Source organism: Helicobacter hepaticus ATCC 51449 (assembly GCF_000007905.1).
Classification (GTDB): domain Bacteria; phylum Campylobacterota; class Campylobacteria; order Campylobacterales; family Helicobacteraceae; genus Helicobacter_C; species Helicobacter_C hepaticus.
Window position 1 is genome coordinate 514,907 of the sequence record NC_004917.1, and the last position, 24,432, is coordinate 539,338.

Consider the following 24,432-nt stretch of genomic DNA (forward strand, 5'->3'; position numbering starts at 1 on the left):
GAGCAATGATATATTTTTACGCTCTTATTTCCTCTGGCACGATAAGGAGGCGCATTCCCAAATCTTTTGCTCACGCACTTAAACATTTAGAAGAGATAAATGTGCTTGAAAATAAAGGTGAATATTGCATACTTAAGCCTCACTTTATTATAGGCAGTGTAGATATTTCACGCAGTGGAAAAATCTACATCAAAAGCTTGAATATAAAAGATGAAAATGATTTTCTCCTTGAAAATGGACGATATGTTAAGCTCAAAAAAGGTGATATTATTCTCGCAAAGCACACAACAAAAAAAGCGCGTTTTATTACATTGCTTTACTCACCAAAAACTTATACCCTTGCTACTCTTGTGATGAAAAAGGGGGTAATTAAAGCTCTTGAGCTTGATACAAAAAGTGGAAAAGAACATTATATAGAACTTAAAGTCTCACAAAAATCGCTCAAAGCTTTGCCTCCGCACTGCGTGGTAAAGGTTGAGCTTTTATCTGGCAATATTGTTGAAGTGCTTGGAGTGCTTGGAGATGCACAAATTGACGAAAAAATAGTCCTAAGCTCTTATAATCGCGTCAATGAATTTAGCTCTAATGTCAAGGAGTTTGCTCAATCTTTTGGCGATGAAGTATGTAAAGAGATGTATCCCCATCGTGTAGATTTAAGCCACTTGCCTTTTTGTGTGATAGACCCCAAAGACGCACGCGACCACGATGATGCGATTTATTTTGAAAGCAAAACAAAAACGCTTTATGTGGCTATTGCCGATGTAAGCGAATATGTAAGCTGTGAAAGTGTGCTTGATAAGGAAGCAAGACAAAGAGGTTTTAGCATATATTTTCCGCATAAAGTTGTGCCTATGCTCCCCTTTGAGCTAAGCAGCGGAATCTGCTCGTTAAAAGAAAACAAAGTGCGTTTAGCAATGGTATGGAAAATAACGCTTGATAAAAACGCACAAGTGCAAAAAAGTGAGCTCTTAGAAGCCTTTATACAATCTCACGCAAATGTCAGCTATGAAAACATAGAATCTTTTTTGCAAGGACACAAAAGCACTCTGCCAAAAGAGATTCAAAAATGGCTTAAGGCATATTTGCCTTATATCAAAAAACACAGGGCTATGCGCTTGCAGTATGGCTATGAATTTCAAAGCAATGAAATCAAGTTGGAACTTGATGAGTATCAAAATATAAGCTCGTGGCACAAAGTAGAGCACACTTTGGCTCATAGCATCATTGAAGAATCTATGCTCCTTGCAAATGTGCAAAGTGCGCTTATGCTCATCAATAATACACAAAAGGGCATTTTTAGAATCCACCCTCCCCCCAAAGAAGAGCGCATACAATCACTACTATGGGAAATAAAAAATATGGGCTTTGAGCTACCCTCTACACTTGATTTTCACAGCCTTATATTAGCTATACAAAACCAAGTCAAAGGAAGCAATATGGCAGAAGTGCTTGATGATATGATTATCAAATCTTTTGCTAAGGCAACTTATAGTGTCATCAATATCGGGCATTTTGGCTTAGGATTTGAGAGTTATACACATTTTACCTCTCCTATTCGCCGATATAGCGACTTAATCGTGCATAGAATCTTAAAAGCACTTCTTCATAAGGATAAATCCCTGTCTTTCTTACTTGAGGGGCTCAATGGTATTGCTCAAGAGATGAACATCAAACAAAAGCAAGTGAGCCATATTGAGCAGGATTTTTATCAACGCAAAATGCTTGCCTTTACACAAAAACTCTTAGAATCTATTCTACCTCTTATCTGCACTGCACTTGTGGTAGAAGAAGATTCTTATGCTATTGCGCTAGATACTATCCCGCAAATAAAAATTGCTCTTTCACACTCATTTGAGAGATTTAAACTTGTAAAAGTGCAAATAGAAAAAGTGGATTTGCTTTGTGGCTATGTGCAAGGAAGAGTAATAGAATCTATCAGTCATTAAGTCTTAAAATTGACTAAAATTAAAATGTTACTTTATGAAAAATATTATTTCAATATTTCAAAATCATTTTTAAGGAATCTCACAATGAGCAAGATTTTGATTTCTCTGGCTTTAGTTTTTAGCTTGGGGACAACTTCCCTTGTTGCAGCACAAGCACAAGAAGTGCAAAAGCTAAGCAAAGCTGATGCCCAATTGCTTTTTTGGTAAGCAAGATGTCAATGTTGCATTGCTCAGTGATGAAGAAATGGACATCACGGCGCAGTTAGCTCTAAAAAAGGCTTAGATAGAGATATTATACTCTTAGGCGCAGAGCTAGAGGGAAGTATCAAATATAGCCCCTGCTTATATACAAGGCGCACAAGCTTATCCAAACTCTGACGATTTTGTCATAATGTTTGAAATTGGCATTAAGGGTTTTAATAAATAAATCCTGCTAGAATCCTTAGGATTTACATCTTAAGGATTCTCTGCAATAAATGTATAAATCTCAACTTGATACACTCTTAAAACAATCTGCTCCGCGCATAAGTTTTCTGTATGGTGATAGCTTTTTAGTGGGCTATTATAGTAGAAAAATTGCTCATTGTTTAAAAAGCGAGGAAAAGACGACTTTTTACTTTGATGAATACAATGCAAATAACATCAATGCTTTGCTTTCACAAGGCTCACTTTTTGGCTCTAGCTCACTTGTAGTGCTAAAAATCAATCATAAACTAAACAAGGCTGATATAGAGCTTTTTCTTACTTCACTTTCACATAATACACAAAATGCGCTTATTATAGAATACTATCAAGCGTCAAATAAATCAGATGGGGATTATGTAAGAGATTGCAAAATTTGTGCTGGATATTTTAAAAATCCCAAAATACCTAAAGATAGCATTGTGGAAGTGCGATTCTTTCCGCCAAAAATAGATGAATGTATGGGCTTTATGCGTGAGAGAAGCAAAGAATTAGGGCTTATTGCCGATGATAAGATTCTAGGCTATATTTTAGGATTACAAAATAATGATATTGCACTCTCTTTAAATGAATTAGAAAAATTTGTTATTTTCACAGGTGCAGAAAGAAGACCCATAGAACCAAATGATGTGAATTTACTTTGTGATGGCATAGCAAGTTTTAGTGTAGAAGAGCTATGCCATACTTTAATGGAAAAAAAGCCTATTATCAAAATGCTCAACACTATCTATGAAGAGGGAATTAATGAAATAATGATGATTGGGGAGATTCAAAGATTTTTTTATCAACTCTTTTTGTTTTTTGCTTTTATTAAAATCAAAGGACGACCCGATGCGAAAGAGATTCTAGGATTTAGTCCACCTGCTCATATTATTGAGCGTTTATCACGTTATTGCATTCGTTTTAAAGAGACACAATATATTGCTATCTTTGAGTTACTCTCTGCTTGGCGCTATGAAGTAAGCAAAGGCAAATCCAAACAATCTATGAGCACTTTAATTAAAATTCAAGAAATGATAAGATAGAATCTTACCCTTACACCTTGCTCTTTTGTAACACAAAAGCTTTGTGGCTTCATAGCAATAAACAAAAGGGCGGTTACACCAAAAGGAGATTACAATGAAATTTTATGAGACGATGTTTATTCTCAAACCCACACTTGTAGAAGTAGAAATCAAAGCACGACTTGATTTTTTTAAAGAAGTCATTATCAAAAATGGTGGCGAGATTGAAACTTGCCTTGATATGGGTATGCGAAATCTTGCCTATGAGATTAAAAAAAATAAACGTGGATACTACTTTGTCATCTACTTCAAGGCTCAACCTAGCTTAATTTTGGAGCTTGAGCGCAATTATCGCATTAATGAAGAGATTTTGCGCTTTATCGTCATAAAATATGAGAGTAAAAAAGAACAAAGTGCGTGGCAAAGCCTTGTAAATAAAGCAAATAATAAACCAGAACCCAAACCCACAAAAGCTAAAAAAGAAGATGTTGCCCCAGAGGCTAAAGAGCAAGCCCAGACAGAGGCTTAATACGAGTGAGAAGCTAGATGTATAATAAGGTGATTATAATAGGAAATCTTACACGAGATGTGGAACTCCGATATTTGCCTAGTGGGAGCGCTCTAGCTACCATTGGATTAGCAAGCAATAGGAGATTCAAAAAGCAAGATGGCTCTCAAGGTGAAGAAGTATGCTTTATAGATGTAAAGCTTTTTGGGCGCAGTGCAGAGGTAGCAAATCAATATTTGCGCAAGGGAAGCAAGATTCTCATTGAAGGACGTTTGAGTTTAGAATCGTGGAACGACCAAAGCGGTGCAAAACGAAGTAGGCATACCATTACTGCAGAAAGTATGCAAATGCTAGATTCTAAACCTAGTGGAGATGAGAACCCTTATAACAATACAAATGCCTCTAATACAGGAATGCAACATAATACCAATAACTCACCAAACTATAATCAAACTCACTCGCAGCCACAAGGAAATGGGAATATTGGGACAGGAAACTATCCTCAAAATATCCCCGAAATCAACATTGATGATGAAGATATACCTTTTTAATAAACACAAGGAGCAATAATGGAAAAGAAAAAATACTCAAAACGATACTGCCGATATACCGAAGCAAAGCTTGAATATATTGATTACAAAGATGTGGAAATGCTTAAGCATTCACTCTCAGAGCGATACAAGATTATGCCAAGACGTCTTACAGGCAATACAAAACGTTGGCAAGAACGTGTAGAAGTAGCAATCAAACGCGCAAGACATATGGCTCTTATCCCCTACATCGTGGATAGAAAAAAAGTTGTTGAGAATCCTTTTAAAATCTAGCAACATTTCCGCATTAGCCATAACTTGCTTTGATTTTTGGTGCAAAATAAAATTAATAATAGAATTCTGCTATAATCAAAAGTCTATACTCAAAGGATAAGTATGCGGAGAGATGCACTTCTTTTTGTCTTTACATTATGTTTTTTCGCAACTTTGGGTGTGTTTTGGTGGGCTTTTGAACCAGAGCGTATAAGTCAAGAGGTGCTTGATCTCTTTCCACATAATGATGATAAAGAAGTGATTGAAGCATACAGATATTTTTCTAGCTCTAAATATGTGCCTGTGGCGATTAAAGGCTTTGATGAAAATGCACAAAAGCGTATGCAAGATATTGTTCGCATTATTCAATCTCTTCCCTATGTTTCCTCTGTCATTGAAGAAAATATCCCCTTAGAAAAACAGCTCTATACCTTTTTAGCACAAAATACTTCTTATATCCTCGCTCCACACAACGCCTCATTTGATTCTCATTCGCAATATACTCTTATTTCGCTTGAGGCGCAAAAGATTTTCGCTCCTTTATTACACCAACTTACAAATCATTTTGCATCTTCTGCTCCGCCAGCCTCCTCTACCCTTATAGCAAAAGATTATGGCTTAATGGTATTAGTAGAGCTTGCAAACCTTGAAGATGAAGCTATTAAATCCACGCTACAAAGCTTTAAAGCCATAGCTCAAGATTATCCTGATATGCGCTATTTTTCGTCTGATTTTATGCGTGTAGAGAATCTAGAATTAATTTTAAATGAAGTAAATTTTCTTTTAGGTTTTGCCTCATTTGTATTTGTATTGCTGTATTTTGTGATTATTCGCATACCACTTTTGACTTTTTATACTATTTGCACACTCATTCTCTCTAATGCCCTTGCAATTTTGCTTACCCTTTGCATATATCCAAAAGTTACGATTATGGCATTAAGCTTTGGTATGGGCATTTCAAATATTGCCATTGATTATATGATGCATCATCACTTCTTTGGGCTTTATACACAAAGTGCGGCTTTTCGTAAGCAATCTTCATATCCTCGTCCACCATTTAATCTTCCTGTGTTTTATGGTTATTTTACAACAATGGTAGGCTTTGGTGCGTGTTTGTTTATCCCTTTTCCTCTCTTATCACAACTTGCTCTTTATGCAATGATTTCTTTAAGCGTAGCATATATTAACTTCGCATTCATATATCCACGCATAGGTTTTAAGCCACCACGACTTTTTAGTGTAATTTCGGCATTGAGGAAACCCTTTATCCCGAGTATTGTATTTTTAAGCATAGCGCTAATAGGTTTTATCTACATAAGCACACAACTTAAACTTGATTTTGACCTCTCTAAACTTGATTATCAAAATAAACCTATGCTCAAAGAAAGAGCATTTTTTGCGCACATTCAAGACAAAGATGAAAATGATGTATTACTCTTTGCAGATAAAAGTGAGGGGCTTATGCTCTTTGTGCGTGGGCTTATACAATCCACAGGTGCGATAAACTTCAGACAAAGTGAAGGAGAATCTCATTTAGAGAAATATTATTATCTCGTGCATATGTCAAAACCCCAAATTGTTAAGACACAAGAACTTTTAAAATCTCTGCAAGCAGCTGATAGCGATTCTAAAGACACTACAAAATTACAAGAAAATGTGCAAAGTCTGTGGAGCGTAGAAGAGCAAGAAAAAATTGCACAATCTAATGTGCACCTTGACGCACGCCCTTTGCAAAGCATTATGGATAACTTAGCAGATTCTATCTACCAACCTATGCTTATCGTGCTTGGCATTGCGCTATGCCTTATGCTCTTAACCCTTGCATTTAGCACACATAAAGCATTTTTAAGTGCGGCAAGCTTTGTGCTTTTTCCTTTGAGTATGGCACTCTGTGTCATATCAAGCCATAGCGTATTAAATATGATGCACCTTTTCGCTTTGCTCATTTTAGTAGTTGTAAGTGTGGATTATGGAATCTATGCCATAAAAGAAGGGGATAATCCACGTTCAACTCACGCTATTGTATTTTCTGCACTTACTACAGGCTTGAGCTTTGGGATCTTGATGATCTCAAACACAAAAGCTCTTAATTCTTTTGGAGAAGTTATTTTCAGCGGAATGAGTTGTATATTATTATTGCTTATATGCGGACGCTTTAAACACAAAGCAATTAAACAAATAATATAATTTCTTAATCTAAACCCATACAAAAGGAATAAAATGAAACAAAAAATGCCCATATGGAAAAAAATTTTAAGAGAAATATCACGCCCATTTTATCAAATGTGGCTTATTACAAATGGAGCGAGTGGAGGCGAAATAATGAGCAACCAAGAAATTGCCAAAGATAAGACAGACTATACACGTCTTAATATGGATAAACGATTTGTGATTGATAGTGAGTGGGATTATTTGTGCTTAGGGGATAAGTATGCACCTAATGGTGTTATAGATTCACAATATTTTATACAAGATATTTGGGGAGCGCGTAAAGTTTTAGCTCATAAACCCGATGTGCATTATGATGTAGGCTCTAGTGTGAGGGATTTTATCGCGCATTGTCTCGCTTATAATCAAAAAATTACCTTGCTTGATATACGTCCAATGAATAATCAATTTAATACGAGCTTTTTAAACAACGGGGGGGGGGGCATAATATATATTCAAGCCAATGCTACGCGTTTAGAAAATATAGCTGATAATTCTATCCACTCACTCTCTGCACTATGTAGTATAGAACATTTTGGACTTGGGCGTTATGGAGACCCCATAGAACCAGATGCGTGGGAGGGAGCATTAAAAGCCTTTCAAAGAGTATTAAAACCCAATGGACGGCTTTATCTAAGTGTGCCTGTGGCAGATGAGGATAGGCTTTGTTTCAATGCCCACCGCATTTACAAACCACAAACTATTATTGATAGCCTAGATTCTATGCAAATTATTGAAATGGGCTATATAAAAGATTTTGATGTGATAGAATGTATGAAATGGGAAAATAACAATCTACACATCAATAAGGAAGCACTCGAATCTATGCCAAAAGCACATAAAAGAAGTTGTTGCTTTGGCTTATTTGAATTTGCAAAAAAATAGCTTATCTGTCTTTGAGTTTAAGCTCACCGATAAGTTTTGCATAACGATTATATTGCGTCTTTTTAAGATAAGAAAGGAGCGATTTTCTCTGCCCTACAAGCTTTAAAAGCCCCAAACGACTTGAATGGTCTTTTGGATTAGCTTTTAAATGCTCTGTTAAATCTGCAATTCTTTGTGAAAGCAATGCGATTTGCACCTCACTTGAGCCTGTATCCTTACTATCTCGTGCGAATTTAGCAATAATCTCTTTCTTCTTCGCCATATCTAAAGCCATTTTGACCTCCTTGATTGGTATAAAATAAAGTTTGGATTCTATCTTAAAAATCTAAAAAATACATAAAATACGCTATTTTTGCTTTTTGCTCTCAATTTGTGAAGATATGGATATAACCTAATATAGCGTCCTTACCACTTTTGGCTGAAGGTGGAAAGTAAAAGACTCTTAGCCATTCACCAATACTTCGTCCCCATATATAATAAACAAAAGCATTTTTATTTTTTAAATCTTCCACTTGGATTTGCGCGATAATCTCTCCTGCCTTTTTGCCATCATTTTTTGGCTCACCTCTTAAATTAATATAACTATCCTTTGTTTTAGGGAATTGTTGTAAATGCGGTGCAATGCCAATCTCATAATAATGCTTGGATATTGGAGAAAGTGCTTTAAATTTTTTTATATGCCCTACCTTTTTATAGGAAAATCTTTTGTTCCATCAAATCCATAATACTTCAATACCACCTGTGCCCTCACTGCGACTGTACCAAAAATTATCTCTTTTGCCTGTAAATCATAAGGGAGGATTTTATATACTTCATCAATCCCTACAAGGATACCCAAATCAATCTTTTTATTAAAAGAAGCGTTCTTATAGTCCCATTTCTTGAGTTGCTTATCATAAACTCCTTGTTTATATGGGTCAAACGAAAAAGGAAGCTCAAGGTTGCTATCAGGGTAAAATACCCAATTCCAAGCACCTTAGTTAAATTCATAAGTCATTTCAAACACACCGGTAAACTCTACTTCGCCATCAAAATCCACCCAATACCTCCCATCTGCCATTTCAGGCGAGAGTGTATTAGAAAACATCGTCCCATTATTACTTAAAAGTGAAATATTGTATAATTGTGGAATCTCATTTCCAAGTAGTAATGAAACAAAGCTTATCCCTAACAATATAAATTTTACTTTTTCTAAAAGCAAACGCTTCTCCCCTCCAAATCTATAAAATAAAAAGCAATTTGGCTTTCTCCAACCTTATTCCTCAATGTAATTTTTAAGCTTTCTTCCTACCTTTGGGTGTTTAAGCTTTTTAATCGCACTAGATTCTATTTGTCGCACCCTCTCTCGTGTTACATTAAGTTCTTTGCCAATTTCCTCCAAAGTGCGGTCAGATTCATCATCAAGCAATCCAAAGCGCATACGAATGACTGCTTTTTCCCTATCATTAAGCTGCTCTAACACCTCATCAATTTGCACTTTTAAATCCTCTTTGAGGATGTAATCCATAGGACCAACCGAGCTCTTATCCTCTACAAAATCCCCAAACTTGCCATCATCATCGCTCCCAATAGGTGCATCAAGACTTACAGGCTCTTTGGTGATTTTAATCACATTTTTTACCTTATCAATAGGTAACCCCACTTCTTTGGCAATAAAATCAATATCTGGCTCTTTGCCTGTTTCCTGCACGTGTTTGCGCATAATCTTGTGGATTCTATTAATCGTCTCAATCATATGGATAGGAATGCGAATTGTGCGTGCTTGGTCGGCAATAGCACGAGAAATTGCTTGTCTAATCCACCAAGTAGCATAAGTTGAAAACTTAAAGCCCTTTTTATATTCAAACTTATCCACTGCTTTCATTAGCCCAATATTGCCCTCTTGGATTAAATCAAGAAATGGCAAACCACGATTTGTATAGCGTTTGGCAATGCTTACCACAAGTCGAAGATTAGATTTTGCCATTTTTGCCTTTGCTTTATCGGAGATAGACTTACCGCGCTTAATCTGCTCTAGAATTTCTTTAAGCTTTTCAGGCTCTAAATTAAAACCCCCTTCGCTTGCTTCTTTCGTTTGAAAAAGCTTTTTAAGTTCTACATATACACTCACCATTGTTGTTTCTGGCACCATTGCAGCAATCTCATCACGACTCATCGTTGTGATATTAGCAAGTATTTTTTGATGATTTTCCACAAGCATATCATTAAACAATGGCAATTTATACTCTAAACGTTTTAACTCACGTTCAAAGCCATCGCCACTCTTTAGAGTGTTTTCCATTGCTTTCACAAGCTCACCAATAAGCTTACTTGTTGGTCCTAAATCCAAAAGCTTCATTTTCAAAATATGCTTTTTATGCGAGAGGAGCAAAATATGAGCCAACTCATCTTCTCCCTCTACTATTGGTGTTTCAAGCACTTTGAGCCATTCTTTTTTTGCCTTATCAAGTGCTTTAAAGCTTTCCATAACTTTTTCTATACGTTTTTGGTCTTTTTTAGAATTAGATTTGCGTGATGCCTCTTCATCATCAAGCATATCAAATTCTTCCTCTTCCTCTTCATTCTCTTCCTCTTCATCATCAAAACTTTTAAAAAGCTCTTTTACACGTCGCTCACGATTGATAAGAGCATCTTTGTAATCATAAATAAAATCAATCAAATAAGGCACAGAGCAAATTGCATCAAGAATAGTATTTTCACCTAATTCTATTTTTTTACTTAAACTGATTTCTTCTTCTTTTGTCAAAAGCGAAATTTGTCCCATTTCACGCAAATACATACGCACAGGACTATCACTTCTGCTCCATTCAAGCAATTCCTTATCTTTCATAAAATCAAATTCATCTTCAAGCTCTTCATTAAGCATTTTTTTCTTATCAGCTTGACGTTTAATCTGCTCTTGAGTATTGAGCATTTTTGCAATTTCTGACGAACTTAAAAGCTGTTTTTTATATTTTTTACTTAAGTCTTTAATTTTCTTAACTTGTGCAGCAGTAGGAGCTTTAAGGATAATTTGGGCAATTTTTTCATAAGTGATATAATCGCTATCTTCTTCTTTAAAAAGACTTTCTAATTCAGCATTGACTTCTTTTGATTTTTTGCTGACCTTATCGGATTTTTCTGACATAATGATGTCCTTGCAATGGAATATAACAAAATCGGCAATTTTATCTAAGATTGCATAAAAACTTTATTAATATGCACCCTTTATTCTGTAGCCTAATTGCTTTATTAGGCTACTAAGAGTTCTTATTTAGGATTAATTTCTTCTCTACGTTGGAGATATTCCCAACGTGCTTCCACATCTTTTTGGAATTGTTTAATAATATGCTCATTTTCAGGTTTAAAAAGATGCTTGAAACGCCCTTGTGCACCTAAATAATCGCGCACTGGAACAACATTACGTGGGCGATAAGTAATGTGCAATTCTACGCCATTAATAATTTCAAACAATGGAAACACAAGAGAATCCACAGCTAAATCACTGATTTCAACGGTTTTGTTAGATTCAAATCGCCATTCTGTTGTGCAAGCACTCATTGCATTAATAAATGTCGGTCCCTCTGTATCAATGGCACGTTTAATTTTTTTGTTCATATCTTTCCATTTATTTGGAGCGACTTGAGCGACATAAGGAGCGTGATGTGCTGCCATTATAAAGAGTAAATCTTTTTTGCGCTCTTTTTTACCATAGCTTGCACTTCCTGCAGGAGTTGTTGAAGTGCTAGAACCCAGCGGTGTAGAGCCACTTCTCTGCCCACCTGTGTTTGCATACACTTCATTATCAAGACAAATATAAGTCATATCGTGTCCGCGCTCAAAGCACCCGCTAATCCATTGGAATCCAATATCATAAGTCGCGCCATCACCACCAAATGCAACAAATTTAGGTTTTTCGCCTGTGTATCTGCCTTTACGTACAAGTGCTTTATACATAGCTTCTGCACCAGCCACAGCAGTAGAACCATTTTCGAAACCAATATGTATCCAAGGCACGTCCCAGCTTGTATGCGGATATACTGCGCTTGAAACCTCAAGGCAACCTGTCGAATTTCCTAAAATAATAGGTCCATCAACCGCACTTAATACTTCACGCACAATCATTCCGTGCGCACAACCTGGGCAAAGTAAATGCGCACCTTCAAATTTCTTTGATGATTTTTGAAACTCTTTAAGATTTTTAACTTCTTTTACCATCATACTCTCCTTAAAAAAAGCTCATTTTAGGTCCGCGAAGCCCTAACATTTGTTGAACTGGGTGTGTAAGTTTGCCAGCTTTTACATTTGCATCAAGCTCATTAAAAATACCTTCCAAATGTGCCTGAGTCAAATCACGTCCGCCAAGTCCATAGATATAATTTGACATCACAGGGTGCGCACCAGCAGATAAAGCCGCAGCAGAAAATTCGTTAAATAGCATACCAAGCGCACCAGCAGGAAGACTTCTATCTAAACACGCTACAGCCTTAAGAGATTTGAGTGCTTCTCCTATTTGCTTAAAAGGAAAAGGACGCAAAGTGCGGATTGAAAGCACTCCTGCTTTAATTCCCTTTTCCTCACGCACTTTTTTAGCTGCCACGCGAGCAGATTCTACACTTGTGCCAAGTGCAACAATTGCTACCTCCGCATCTTCACACATATAGGTCTCAACAAGATTATATTTGCGTCCCGACACTTTTGCAAAAGATTCAAATACTTCCTCTATCACTGCAGCCGAATCCATAATGCCCTTATGTAATTGTGCCTTATGCTCAAAATGCCAATCTTCCTCTGTCTGCGCTCCATAAGTGATAGGATTAGCAAAATCAAGCATAGGATTATGTGGGATATAATCGCCAATAAACTTATATGCCTCTTCATCAGTAAATGGACGCACTGATTGGGCTGTATGAGAGCAAATAAAACCATCTTGATTCACAATTACGGGCACTCTCACGCGTTTATCTTCTGCAATCTTAAATGCCATAAGATTAAAATCATATGCTTCTTGGGGATTATAGGTAGCAAGATTTATCCAACCTGTATCGCGGCTAAGATACATATCAGAATGGTCACCATTGACATTAAGCGGCGCAGCAAGCGCACGATTGACAAGATTTAAAACAATAGGTAAGCGCATACCAGAAGCCTGATAAAGCACCTCTACCATAAGAGCAAAACCTTGAGAGCTTGTCGCAGTTGCTACTCTTCCTCCAGCTGCAGCTGCACCTACACACGCACTCATAGCAGCGTGTTCAGATTCCACCATAACAAACTCACCATCAATATAACCATTACTCACAAAACTTCCATAATTTTGCACAATCGGAGTTGAAGGTGTAATAGGATAAGCTGCTACCACATCAATTTGTGCTTGACGCAGTGCTTGAGAGGCTGCCATATTCCCGTCCCACACCTCAATCGTTCGTAATTCCATTGTTTTAGCCATTATTTCCTCCTCTACGCATTGTTCTGTGGTTTTTTAGATTCTTTAGCTGGCCACTCTTTAAGTGCTTCTTCATTCGCTTTATGGTCGCTAAACATAAGCAATGACTTAGGATTTGTAGGACATACATCTACACACACTCCACAACCTTTACAATGCACATAATCTACTCCTGCAAGTTTCTCATCTCTTGTAAGGATTGCCGCATCAGGACAAAATACCCAACAATTAAAGCAATTAATACAAATTTCACTATTATGCACAGGCTTCTCTACACGCCAATGAGCCACACTATCTGTAAAAGAACTATCTCCACTATAAGTCCTTTCATATTTATAAAGCTCCTTTCTGCCATCTACACCCTTTTTGAAAGGAAAAAGCACAGAGCCGATTTCAAATTTGTCCCAATCTTTTAATTTATCCATAAATCTCTCCTTTGCTTTATTATTTGACTTCCTCATAGGCTCGTCTAATTGCCACCTTATTTGCCTCAATAACTTGAGGAGGAAGCTTTTTACCAAGCACTTTAGAAAAAGATTCTAAAAAGAAATCAATTTCAAGCATACCTGAAACCCTCATTAACGCCCCAAGCATAGGTGCATTTGGGACAGATTTACCAATCGCATCAATAGAGATTTGAATACAATCAAGTGTATAAATCTCTTTGCTTGCAAGCTCAGGTTTTTTTGCAATCAGCTCTTCTTTGCTCAAACGCGTTGTAATGATATATTTTGTAGAAGGTTTGTCATATAAACAAATATTTGTAATAAAAACCAATCCCGGATCAATAACCAAAATATAATCTGGATTCATAAATTTCTCGTGGTTAAGAATGGGTTCTGAATCTATCCTATTATAAGCTGTCATTGAAGCACCACGCTTTGCCGATCCATAAAACGCAAAAGCTTGCACTTCCTTGCCTGTGCCTGCAATTACATCAGCAAGTCCTTTTGCACCTGTTACAGCACCCTGCCCAGCACGAGAATGCCATCGTATCTCAAGCATTGTATCTCCTTTCTTTCAATAGATTTAAATGTGATTTTAACGAGAATTTGCTTAAATTAGTATCATTTTGAAACAATCTTGATAAAGATACCTTAACACAAAATTATCTTTCCTTGTTTTATCATTCTAGCACGATTAATAAGCGCATAGAGGGCTGTATCCTCATCACTAAATACTTCTTCAAAAGTTTCACTATATCTATCTCCCTCAAACTCAATACTCCTCCACTCTATCACTTCTGCTTTAGAATCTGTGATAAAAGAAATATATTTATCTCTTTGTTTATCGTGCTTAATACCCGCACATAAGGGCTTCAAAGCCTCATTGTCCCAAATGACTTGCAAACGTTCCTCTTTGATGACTTGTAAAGCGAGTTCTTTTCTATCATCACCGCTCAAGTCTATTTCATTATCATAATATTTACGCCAATAATTCATTTGTAGCATTTTATCGATTGCTTCTCTTTCATAATCAAAGGCATATTCACGCTCGACACAGCCTCGTTCTCCAATGTAAAGCACCTCGAATTTATTACTTTTAGAATCAAACCACATAGTAAGATGAAATTCTCCTACGTGCTTATAAGAAGGATACCAATCTGTATAAATTAACTGCTCCTCTTTGATGATTAGCTCCGCTTGTTCTCTTGTCATTGTTTTTCCTTTGACTGGGCATTTTCTTGCACAAAAACTATTTCAAAGCTCTTGCAATACAAAGTAATGGATTCCAAATCTTCATCAAAATATAGGCTAAGGAGCATTTCATCATCTTTTTCAATATAGCCTGTCATATTGTCCCAATTCGTCCTTACTAAATCTATAAAATGAGCTTGACATTTCCCTAAATCCTCACAATACGCGCATAAGTGTAATAACTCACAACCCCAAAAAGTCATTTTTACATCACATATATTTGTTTTATTTGATTTGAAAAACAGCTCCAAAGTCTTTGCGCTGTTTGTGATTTTATACAAGCAAAAATCATTGCGCAAGTCAATGTTTGCACCCTCTAACTCAAACTCTCTTTGAAAGGGGATTCCGTGTTTTATATTCTTAAACTTCATTTTCTTTCTCCTTTTAGAGGATTCCCAAAAGCCCCGTGATTTATTTGCCTTTTGCCTTGGATTCCACAAAGCTTTGCAAATCTTGCCTTAATTCCTCGTCATTAAGATAATTCAAAATCTGCTCATCAGTCCTTGCCATATAAAAAGTATTGCAATCGTAGTCTAAATACATCTTTTTGGCTTGAGATATTCATATAATATTATTCTCCAAAGAATAAATCAAAATATCAAATATTTCTACTTCCTCATTATCATATTCTATAGAAATCTTACGTTCTTCATTAGTTCTTGGGTCATTTTTTAAAATCTTAAGTGCTTGTTCTTTTTGGTTTAACTCTATAAGAAGTAAAATTTGCATTAGGGTTCTATCTTTCCAAAACACATCTTTATTATTTTCGTATTTATAAATAAAATCATAAAGTCCTTGTATCGTGCTAGATGTGTCGATTTTAAAGGCTTCCAAAAGAGATTCTATGCTCTCCTTGTAGGCACTCAAAAAATTATGATAAGAATCACTAGGCATATCATCTAAAGCAAATTCTTGCAATTCTTGCATATTGGAAAATTCCATACTTTTAAAGGAAAATGGAAAAGACCTTACGCCATATTCATTTAAGATTTTAAAGTCCAAATCAGGCTCATCAATCTCTAGGCTAGCACATAGAATCTCATCGCTTTTTATGGATTTCACCCTAAAAGAAACATCAAGACTTATGCAATCTTCCTCTTGTTCTAAATAATGTTCAAAAGTAAAAAGTAAATTATCAAAAACACCAAAAGTTATAAATTCCTCTGTTTTTAAGCCATATTGTGCTGAAAATTTGTCTAGCTTTTTGCAAAAATTTATAACAATTTCATCTAAGAATTCTTGTTGAGACATTTAAAGTGTTTTACTCCCATTATTAAATCTAAAATTATTGATAAAGACTACCTTCTCTATTATAAGATTTGAACATAAATATAAAGGGTGGCTTATATCTTTTATTTTTGTATGATTTTTTATATATTTAGAATCTATAATCTATCTTGTCACTCTGAACGAAAGTGAAGAATCCAACCCTTTTCCCTGTCATATCTTAAGGTAATAGCCAAAGAATCTAGATTCTAATGCCTTAACATTTCTTTCTTTGATATGCTGCTAAAGCTAATTTTATTTTGCTTTATCATTCTTGCACGATTGATAAGGGCGTAAAGGGCTAGATACTCATCATTATATATTTTCCCCTTAAATTCCTCATCACCATTAAACTCAATATTCCTCCACTCTATCAGCTCTGCCTTAGAATTTGTGATAAAAGAAATGTATTTATCTCTTTGTTTATCGTGCTTAATTCCAGCACTCAAAGGCTTCAAAGCCTCATCATACCAAATGACTTCTAAATTCTCATCTTTGATGACTTGTAAAGCAAGTTCTTTTGTTAAATATCCTTTGATGTCTCCATACATATGTTTTTTCTGCCAATAATTCATTTGTAGCATTTTATCTATTGCTTCTCTTTCATAATCAAAGGCATATTCATCTTCAACGCCCCCTCGCTCTCCAATGTAAATAGTTTCATATTTATTATTGTTAGGATTAAACCAAATGATGAAATAATACTCCCCACCCGCTTCACCATACTTATTCCATTCTGCTTCTATTAACCCCTCTTCCTTAATAATCAATTCTGCTTGTTCTCTTGTCATTGTTTTTCCTTTTAAAATTTATTTTTTAAGCCTTAATGCAACAAACAAGATTCTATATCAAATCATTTAGTATTGATTTTATATTTTTATCCTTAGAGCCTTACTTCACTCCCAGCTTAATTCCAAATCCAAACCTAGCTCTTTGCCTAGCACTTCAAAGTATGTTAAAGGCTTATGATTTCTTAGCCAAGTATGCAGTGCCTCCTCATCATCTAAATCGCCTTCATAGCCAAACTCATCAGCTTCTTTGTAAGCTTCATACCACCAGTCATCGTGTGTATCTTGCAGCATTTCTTTTGTAAATTCTAATGCCTCTTCACTTGGCTTTAAATCCCTCATCGCATAGACAATCTTAAAGCTTTCCTCACATTCTTCTTTCAAAGATTCCTCGCTCAAATCCTCATCATCAAGTGCTATGCAATCTAAAATTTTGCCAACCGCCATAGCATAATGACTTGCACCCTCTTCACACAAATATTGCTCCCTTGCAAGTTCGCTCTCCGCTTGTTTTGCACTTACTACACCATTTGCGTCTGCTCCATTAGCGATTGCCTCCTCAAACAAATCAAAATCTGAAAGCATAATTGCCTTAAAAAGCATATCATAAGCACCCTCTCTGTCTGTGCTATCTACCTCTTTATTACCCATTTGTCTTTTTGCTTTGCCTCTTTTGTGTAGTATTTGAGAATCTACCCTATTTTTTAGAGAATCTTCATATTTTAAAATATCCTCATAAAAGAGTGTCTGCTCTCCAGATTGTAGAGATTTTTTAAGTTTTTCTATGGTTGCATTATAGGCTTCATCATAGTTTTGCTGATTTTGCACCCTCTCATAAGAAAGTAATTGCCAATCATAATTGGTAGCTTCCCCACCTATGAAAAGTTCCTCATATTGAGGCAAAATCCACTCATCAAGTTCGGATTCTTGCACGAGACTTTGCAAAGCCCTTATTTGCACCGTGCCATCTGTATAATAGGCAGACCTAAGAATCGCACAAAGTTCTTGTAGGATTTTGGTTGTAGGAAGTGAAAGCACAAAGGCTTCTTTTTGCTCATCACTTATGGAATATTTTTCATCACAAAGTTTAGAATCTTTGTTTTTTCGCAATGCTTGATAGAGATTGTATCTTTGCAGCTGTGATGAAATATACCATTGTGCAGCATTTTCCGCTTGTTCCACAAGCTCCCATTCTACCTCTGCTCCAGCTCTTATAAGATTCAAAAACAAAGTGCGATTCGCTCCTTTAAGTAATTGTTTAGATTCCTCACTCAAAAATCTTAAACTCTTTGGTAAGCTTAACGGGAGAAAACTCTCTACAAAAATAACGCTTTCTTTATCCTCTAGCATATTGCGCAAGTTTTGCGTATATTCTACCTCTAATTCCTCCTCAAAATGTTCAATGGCAATGACAAAATTCTTAATCAAGGAATTGAGCTCTTTTTGGTAATTTTGAAAGTCTTTTGGTGTGAGTTTTGCATACTCCTCATTTGAGAGTTTGAAAACTGCAATAAACGCATTTTGCTTCTCTTTTTGCAGATACATTTCCTTATACTCACTGCTTACTTCATCGTATTCTTCAATATCTTGCTCCATTGCATTACTTGCATCTCTTACTGATTGCATAATATTTTTCATTCTATCCATAGTTTGGTCAAATGTTTCTGTATGAAATATCTCAATAGAATCATCACTCCTATCTTGTGCCTCTATCTTTATGGCTTTTTCTTTTGCTCTTTTCGTTGTATGCGCCTCTTTGTTAGATTCTTTATTCTTTTGATTTACTTTGGCTTTTATCATCATAGGAAAGACAAATTTTGCGCAAATCAGCCCTAAAATAAAAATGATAAGCGCAATACTTGTATGGCTTAACTCAAATACATTGACAATTAAAAAGAAACTTGCACAAGCAAGCACAAGAAGCACGGCTATCACAACAATAGATTCTAATCGCAAACTTTCTCCTTTTACACCTTTTGAAACTCTTTGATATGAAAGCGCACTTCTGCAAAATTTGTGTTTTCATTTAGCATTGTATAAAATTCGTTAGGGATTTGCAAGGTTCAATGCAATTTTTAGAATCTTTTGTCTGCGGATTCAACGCCTGGACTTGATTACAAAAAAACAATATAATGTAGCACGCAAGAATGATTCAAGGGAGAAAAAATGAAACAACTTAAAGACATCAAAGCAGTTTGTGATTTTATAAAAGAACGACCCTACTCAGCAGAGAAGTTTGGCTTTTATGTAGAACATTTGCAACAAGCGTTGGAGGGCTTAAAGCAAATCCTTGAAAGCAAGAAAAATAAGAAAATCAGCGATAAAGATTTAGCTAGAGTGCTTAAATGTATAAACAATACAGAATACTTTGTGAGGATAGAAGAAAAAACCACCAAAACAAAGTATGCGCTTGAATGTGCGCCTTTAGAGCTTGTAGAATTTATTATCCAAAACGCACAGGATAAAGACTTTTTGCTTTCGCAAAAGGGTGGCAAAAAAAGCCGTGATTTTTTAGCAAGTGCCTTAGATGGTGGCAGGGTAGATATTGCAGAACTTCTTATCAAAAATGGCGTGGAATTTAAGCAAGATTATTTAAAGGAGCTAAGATATGCTTGGCGTGATATACTTGACATTGAGGCGCAAACGAAAGAATTTGAGTGTTTAGGGATAAAAAAGGGAGAGACTTTAAAAAAGATATGGGATTTGCTAAGCCCTTTTAGTATTGGTGAAATTTACACCGAGGCGTTTTCTTATTACAATGCGGTGCATAATTACAGAGACACTTTTACAGGAGCGCAGCAAGTTTTTATCTACGCACTTAAAAACAAGCTTTTTAGCGAGGAAGTGCTAGATAATAGCTTCTTTGCTTTGCCAAAAGCGGGGCTAAGTTTGTTTTTAAACGCAAAAGACCTTAAAGGGCTTAGCAACGATGATGTATATACCAAGCCAAAGGGAGAAATTGTGCCTTTTGTCTTTGCGATGTTTGAGGATGAAACCTTAGAAGTGCTAGAATACGCACTCTTTCTTGGGCTTCACAAGGGCAGAAAAAACGCGCAGGGCAAGGACTTTGAGAGCTTTTTGCAAGGCAAGATTGAGGAGTATAAAATCCTCACCACAAAGGGAAACAAGTATGGCACGATATTTGAAGAGGACGAGTGGGATTTGGCTTATTTTCTTTCTTTGCAAAAATTTATGCAAGGTTTAGAAAGCCTTGAAAAAGGTGAAGCGGTTGTGGTAGATGATGAGACTTCCAAGATGTTTGCGAGGATTGAGGAAATCCCGCAAAATCTCTTAGTATAAGATTGTAAGGCTTTAAGCAAAGGGCATTCTCCATTTTCGCCTTTAATGTTTAGCTCATAGCAAGATATTTGCGTAGGATAATCTTTTAAAATATCCTTTAGCTTTGCCAAGTCGTTTTGGTCTATTGAAACTAGATTTTCTCCCTTCTCCTTTTACTCAAAGTTATTTAACTTAATATCGAAGTAAAATATATAAGTGATATAAGCTAAAATTGATACAATACTGCTTTTGGAACTTAATTTCTATAAACTTTATTTTAAGGAATAGTATGTCTCACACTTCAAGCAAAAAGCGCATTTTTTCAGGCATTCAACCCACAGGCAATATTCATTTAGGCAATTATTTAGGTGCGGTGCGGCATTGGGTAGATTCACAAGAGCAATATGAAAATATCTTTTGTGTAGTCAATTCTCACGCTATTACGATACGACAAGACCCACAAGAATTACAAAACAAAACCTATGAACTTGCAGGCATTCTCCTTGCTTGTGGGATTGATACGAAAAAATCACATCTTTTTATTCAAAGTCAAATTGACGAGCACGCTGCATTAGCGTGGATTTTGGATTGCAATATTCCTATGGGTGATATGAGTCGTATGACGCAGTTTAAAGACAAATCAAATAAGAATCCAAAAAATATTAATGTCGGCTTATTTAATTATCCTGCACTTATGGCGGCAGATATTTTGCTCTATCAAGCCGATTTTGTGCCTGTGGGTGAAGACCAAAAGCAGCATTTAGAGCTTACACGCGATGTTGCAATGCGATTTAATCGCGATTATGGAGAGTGCTTCAATATCCCAGAACCGATGATACCTCAAGTTGGTGCGCGTGTAATGGGACTAGATAATCCACAAAGCAAAATGAGTAAATCTGCTCAAGGTGAAAATCACGCAATATTTTTACTTGATAGCCCCGATGTCATCACGCGCAAATGCAAGAAGGCAGTTACAGATTCTCAAAGCAATATCGTCTTTGATGAATCTCGCGCAGGGCTGTATAATTTGCTTTGCATTTATGAGATTTTCACACAAAAAAGCCGCAAAAGCATTGAGGCAGAATTTGAAGGCAAAGGCTATGGGCATTTAAAAATGGCTCTTGCAGAAGTCATTATAGAATCTTTGCGTCCTATTCAGCAATCCTATGCCAAAATCAGCCAAGACAAAACCTATATCCAATCTGTGCTTACAAAAAGTGCAGATTCTATCCGCCCTATTGCAAAAAATACTTATGAAAATGCTAAAAGATTAGTAGGGCTTGTATGAGGATTTTTATATGTTTGCTGTGTGGCTTATGCTTTTTAAGCTGCCAATCACAAAACAAAGAGAGCAAACAGAATAGCATTCATAATAATGCCACCTTAGAATTGAGTGAAAAAAAATTGCTAAAGCCAAAAAGTAACGCAGAATTAGAATCTGCATTCTTTAAAGCTATAGAATCAGGTAATAACTCCGAAGTAATATCCCTTGTGCAATCAGGCGTGGATATTTATGCTAGAGATTATGCAGGCTTTGGGGCAGTAGCAAAGGCAGCGTGGAGCGGAAATGCAGAAATATTAACCTATCTCCTTTCTCTTGGATTAAGTCCTAATGGTGAGGATAAAAAGATAATCCCACTGCTTGTTGCCAAAGATTTTAGTACTGCACAAATCTTAATAGAATCTGGAGCAGATATAAATCAAAGTAATGGGCATATAACGCCTATTGAGCGATATTTTGAGCATTTACCCTATATGCTTTCAAAAGGAGCAGATATTCATCTTATGGGTGAGGCAAATGCTCTTTTTCTCGCTGCAAGTGATGAGCGGAGATTCTCTCTGCTCAAAAAACTTTTACCTTTTAAGCACAACCAAGAAGCTTATAATGACGCACTTTTTTTAACCTTACGAGCAGGAGAAGAATATCCTTATAATCTTAGATTTGAACTTTCACTGCCTATTGATAATAATGATGAAGAAGCTAAAAAAACAAGAATATCTTTGATACAAAACGAAGAAGCTAAAATACACAGACTTAAAAATGCAGGAGCGACAATAACACCGCTTTTAGAGCAATTTGCAAATCAATATGATGCTGCCCAAGCAAACATTGAGATATTAGATTTTAATATTAGAGATGATTCAGATGCAAATAAAAGAGATTTTAATGCAAATTGTGATTTTAAAACGCAAAACTTTAGTAAAGAAGATATTGCGCAATTTTTTAATAATGCTAGTGTGCAAAATTCAGCAGGAAATTATCAATTATTATTTGGTGGCTTTTCTTGTGAGATAAAAGGCACACTCAAAGCTTATGGGGAAGTATGGGATTTTGACTTGTATCCCGATGGCAGGGGAATTTGGTATAGTCCTAAAGGCAAAAGGGTTAATGATGGCATATTTAAAACATATTTTGCGTGTGATAAACCCAAATGTAAGCCCTGTATCATAGACCAACACGATGAATACTCATCTTTTAGTGATGAAGAGTTACGAGTTCTTGCAAAAACAACAAGTTGTAGAGCAAGAGATGAGCTAGAATTTCGCAAAAGCAAATCCCAATGAGCACAAATTCATAGAATCCTTAAAGAACACAGAGTAAATTTATTTTAAAAACTTTGGCATTTGTTAAAGAAAGATTCACTTATGCTATAATCGCCACATTTTGATTCTATAAATTAAAGCATTAAAGGAGTATTGATGAGTAGAGTAAGCATAGATAAACAAGCGGTAGCAGAGTTTTTTAGATTCTGTGATGAAAATGAAGTAGAATTTATTGATTTCCGTTTTAGTGACATTAAAGGCGTATGGCATCATTTGAGCTTTTCTCGCAATGCAATTAACGAAGAAAGCTTTGAGGGCATACCTTTTGATGGTAGCTCTATCCCTGCTTGGCAGCCCGTAGATAAATCCGATATGATGCTTATCCCTGAACCTGTGCGGTATTTCATTGACCCATTTACTGCTGATACCACTGCGGTAGTCTTTTGCGATATTTGGGACATTTACAACAATAAGCCTTATGAGAAATGTCCGCGCTCCATTGTTAAACGTGCAATGAAATATCTCAAAGAAAGCGGTATTGGCGATATCGCCTACTATGGACCAGAGAATGAGTTTTTTGTATTTGATTCTATTAAGATTAAAGATTCTGTGAATTGTCAATATTATGAGATAGATTCCGAAGAGGGCGAATGGAATCGTGCGCGTGAGTTTGAAGGCGGTGTAAATATGGGGCATCGTCCCGGCACAAAAGGTGGGTATTTTCCTGTGCCACCTGTAGATTCTATGGTGGATTTACGCGCTGAAATCGTCAAAGTGCTTAATCAAGTAGGATTAGAAACTTTCGTGCTTCACCACGAAGTCGCACAAGGGCAAAATGAAATTGGTGTGAAATTTGGCGATATGCTTGAAGCAGCAGATAATGTACAAAAACTCAAATATGTTGTCAAAATGGTTGCTCATCTCAATGGCAAAACCGCGACTTTTATGCCAAAGCCACTTTATGGAGATAATGGCAGTGGTATGCACGTGCATATTAGTATTTGGAAAGATGGGCATAATCTCTTTGCAGGAGAAGCATACCAAGGCTTAAGCGAAATGGCTCTACATTTCTTAGGCGGTGTGCTTAAACACGCACGCGCATTAGCCGCCTTTACAAATCCTAGCACAAACTCATATAAACGCCTTATACCGGGATTTGAAGCACCAAGTATCCTCACTTATTCCGCACAAAACCGCTCTGCAAGTATCAGAATCCCATATAATAGCGGCGAGAAAGCAAAACGAATGGAATTTAGATTCCCAGATAGCTCTGCAAATCCTTATCTTGCATTTGCAAGCCTCTTACTCGCAGGAATTGATGGGATAAAAAACAAAATTGACCCGGGCGCGCCTATGGAAATCAATCTTTTTGAACTTACTTTAGATGAAATTCGCGAAAAAGGCATTAAACAACTACCACACACTTTGCGCCACGCTATTGAGGAAATGCTTGTTGATAAAGCATATCTTAAAGAAGGCGGTGTATTTAGTGAAGAATTTATCCAAACTTATAAAGCATATAAGTTTGAAACAGAGATTTGGCCTTGGGAGGCACGCCCTCACCCATTTGAGTTCCTTACTACTTATAGTTGCTAGATGTTAAATTATGTAGTGAGG

At 36.2% G+C, this 24,432-nt stretch carries 25 protein-coding genes; 12 read left to right on the plus strand and 13 right to left on the minus strand.

Features of this window, described 5'->3' with window-relative positions; genetic code table 11:
- The first annotated feature begins 5 nt into the window (after nucleotides 1-5).
- The 8 genes from HH_RS02670 (at nucleotide 6) to HH_RS02700 (ending at nucleotide 7,816) form a co-directional block, all read left to right on the plus strand.
- Entirely contained in the window at nucleotides 6-1,946 is a 1,941-nt protein-coding gene (locus tag HH_RS02670; protein ID WP_041308990.1) for an RNB domain-containing ribonuclease, read from the plus strand.
- An 84-nt stretch (nucleotides 1,947-2,030) separates the two neighbouring features.
- On the plus strand, nucleotides 2,031-2,153 hold the full coding sequence (locus HH_RS09795; RefSeq protein WP_264357604.1) for a hypothetical protein: 123 nt from the start codon (nucleotides 2,031-2,033) through the stop codon (nucleotides 2,151-2,153).
- A 269-nt stretch (nucleotides 2,154-2,422) separates the two neighbouring features.
- A complete protein-coding gene (holA, locus tag HH_RS02675) occupies nucleotides 2,423-3,433 on the plus strand; it encodes a DNA polymerase III subunit delta (RefSeq protein WP_011115377.1) in 1,011 nt (336 codons plus the stop codon).
- 94 nt (nucleotides 3,434-3,527) lie between these two features.
- Nucleotides 3,528-3,941 (plus strand): 30S ribosomal protein S6, encoded by a 414-nt coding sequence (gene rpsF / locus HH_RS02680; protein ID WP_011115378.1) that lies wholly within the window; start codon nucleotides 3,528-3,530, stop codon nucleotides 3,939-3,941.
- 17 nt (nucleotides 3,942-3,958) lie between these two features.
- Nucleotides 3,959-4,471, plus strand: a complete 513-nt coding sequence (locus HH_RS02685) for a single-stranded DNA-binding protein (protein ID WP_011115379.1) — start codon at nucleotides 3,959-3,961, stop codon at nucleotides 4,469-4,471.
- A gap of 18 nt (nucleotides 4,472-4,489) precedes the next feature.
- A complete protein-coding gene (rpsR, locus tag HH_RS02690) occupies nucleotides 4,490-4,744 on the plus strand; it encodes a 30S ribosomal protein S18 (protein ID WP_011115380.1) in 255 nt (84 codons plus the stop codon).
- A 102-nt stretch (nucleotides 4,745-4,846) separates the two neighbouring features.
- Complete coding sequence (locus HH_RS02695) at nucleotides 4,847-6,910, plus strand: hypothetical protein (protein WP_011115381.1); 2,064 nt, start codon at nucleotides 4,847-4,849, stop codon at nucleotides 6,908-6,910.
- 33 nt (nucleotides 6,911-6,943) lie between these two features.
- A complete protein-coding gene (locus tag HH_RS02700; RefSeq protein ID WP_041308991.1) occupies nucleotides 6,944-7,816 on the plus strand; it encodes a class I SAM-dependent methyltransferase in 873 nt (290 codons plus the stop codon).
- A gap of 1 nt (nucleotide 7,817) precedes the next feature.
- Here HH_RS02700 and rpsO read toward each other — a convergent pair whose 3' ends face one another.
- The 13 genes from rpsO to HH_RS02760 form a co-directional block, all read right to left on the minus strand.
- Entirely contained in the window at nucleotides 7,818-8,090 is a 273-nt protein-coding gene (gene rpsO / locus HH_RS02705) for a 30S ribosomal protein S15 (RefSeq protein ID WP_011115383.1), read from the minus strand.
- 702 nt (nucleotides 8,091-8,792) lie between these two features.
- Nucleotides 8,793-9,017, minus strand: a complete 225-nt coding sequence (locus tag HH_RS02710; protein ID WP_011115386.1) for a hypothetical protein — start codon at nucleotides 9,015-9,017, stop codon at nucleotides 8,793-8,795.
- Nucleotides 9,018-9,071: 54 nt separating this feature from the next.
- Nucleotides 9,072-10,943 carry an RNA polymerase sigma factor RpoD gene (rpoD, locus tag HH_RS02715; RefSeq protein WP_011115387.1) on the minus strand — a complete coding sequence of 624 codons (1,872 nt, stop codon included), beginning with the start codon at nucleotides 10,941-10,943 and terminating at the stop codon, nucleotides 9,072-9,074.
- Between the two features lie 122 nt (nucleotides 10,944-11,065).
- The gene (locus HH_RS02720) at nucleotides 11,066-12,013 is read right to left on the minus strand and encodes a thiamine pyrophosphate-dependent enzyme (RefSeq protein ID WP_011115388.1); all 948 of its coding nucleotides are present in this window, start codon (nucleotides 12,011-12,013) and stop codon (nucleotides 11,066-11,068) included.
- Nucleotides 12,014-12,023: 10 nt separating this feature from the next.
- Nucleotides 12,024-13,244, minus strand: a complete 1,221-nt coding sequence (locus HH_RS02725) for a 2-oxoacid:ferredoxin oxidoreductase subunit alpha (protein ID WP_011115389.1) — start codon at nucleotides 13,242-13,244, stop codon at nucleotides 12,024-12,026.
- Nucleotides 13,245-13,255: 11 nt separating this feature from the next.
- A complete protein-coding gene (locus tag HH_RS02730; RefSeq protein ID WP_011115390.1) occupies nucleotides 13,256-13,666 on the minus strand; it encodes a 4Fe-4S dicluster domain-containing protein in 411 nt (136 codons plus the stop codon).
- A gap of 19 nt (nucleotides 13,667-13,685) precedes the next feature.
- Nucleotides 13,686-14,246 carry a pyruvate flavodoxin oxidoreductase subunit gamma gene (locus HH_RS02735; RefSeq protein ID WP_011115391.1) on the minus strand — a complete coding sequence of 187 codons (561 nt, stop codon included), beginning with the start codon at nucleotides 14,244-14,246 and terminating at the stop codon, nucleotides 13,686-13,688.
- A gap of 92 nt (nucleotides 14,247-14,338) precedes the next feature.
- Nucleotides 14,339-14,899 (minus strand): hypothetical protein, encoded by a 561-nt coding sequence (locus tag HH_RS02740; protein WP_011115392.1) that lies wholly within the window; start codon nucleotides 14,897-14,899, stop codon nucleotides 14,339-14,341.
- A complete protein-coding gene (locus HH_RS02745) occupies nucleotides 14,896-15,309 on the minus strand; it encodes a hypothetical protein (RefSeq protein WP_011115393.1) in 414 nt (137 codons plus the stop codon). Before HH_RS02745 ends, HH_RS02740 begins: the two co-directional genes overlap by 4 nt.
- A 40-nt stretch (nucleotides 15,310-15,349) precedes the next feature.
- The gene (locus HH_RS09800; RefSeq protein WP_011115394.1) at nucleotides 15,350-15,481 is read right to left on the minus strand and encodes a hypothetical protein; all 132 of its coding nucleotides are present in this window, start codon (nucleotides 15,479-15,481) and stop codon (nucleotides 15,350-15,352) included.
- Between the two features lie 18 nt (nucleotides 15,482-15,499).
- Entirely contained in the window at nucleotides 15,500-16,189 is a 690-nt protein-coding gene (locus HH_RS02750; RefSeq protein ID WP_011115395.1) for a hypothetical protein, read from the minus strand.
- Between the two features lie 224 nt (nucleotides 16,190-16,413).
- On the minus strand, nucleotides 16,414-16,995 hold the full coding sequence (locus HH_RS02755) for a hypothetical protein (RefSeq protein WP_011115396.1): 582 nt from the start codon (nucleotides 16,993-16,995) through the stop codon (nucleotides 16,414-16,416).
- Between the two features lie 105 nt (nucleotides 16,996-17,100).
- On the minus strand, nucleotides 17,101-18,948 hold the full coding sequence (locus HH_RS02760) for a hypothetical protein (RefSeq protein ID WP_011115397.1): 1,848 nt from the start codon (nucleotides 18,946-18,948) through the stop codon (nucleotides 17,101-17,103).
- Between the two features lie 210 nt (nucleotides 18,949-19,158).
- Here HH_RS02760 and HH_RS02765 point away from each other — a divergent pair, with 210 nt between their 5' ends.
- The 4 genes from HH_RS02765 to glnA all read left to right on the plus strand — a co-directional run bounded on the left by HH_RS02765 (nucleotide 19,159) and on the right by glnA (nucleotide 24,411).
- Nucleotides 19,159-20,292 carry a hypothetical protein gene (locus HH_RS02765; protein WP_011115399.1) on the plus strand — a complete coding sequence of 378 codons (1,134 nt, stop codon included), beginning with the start codon at nucleotides 19,159-19,161 and terminating at the stop codon, nucleotides 20,290-20,292.
- Between the two features lie 268 nt (nucleotides 20,293-20,560).
- A complete protein-coding gene (gene trpS / locus HH_RS02770) occupies nucleotides 20,561-21,559 on the plus strand; it encodes a tryptophan--tRNA ligase (protein ID WP_011115400.1) in 999 nt (332 codons plus the stop codon).
- Nucleotides 21,556-22,836, plus strand: coding sequence for an ankyrin repeat domain-containing protein (locus HH_RS02775; RefSeq protein WP_011115401.1), 1,281 nt, complete (start codon nucleotides 21,556-21,558; stop codon nucleotides 22,834-22,836). The genes trpS and HH_RS02775 overlap by 4 nt, the downstream gene beginning before the upstream one ends.
- Before the next feature lie 135 nt (nucleotides 22,837-22,971).
- Nucleotides 22,972-24,411: a type I glutamate--ammonia ligase gene (glnA, locus tag HH_RS02780; protein WP_011115402.1), complete on the plus strand. Its 1,440-nt coding sequence runs from the start codon at nucleotides 22,972-22,974 to the stop codon at nucleotides 24,409-24,411.
- The last annotated feature ends 21 nt before the right edge of the window (nucleotides 24,412-24,432 follow it).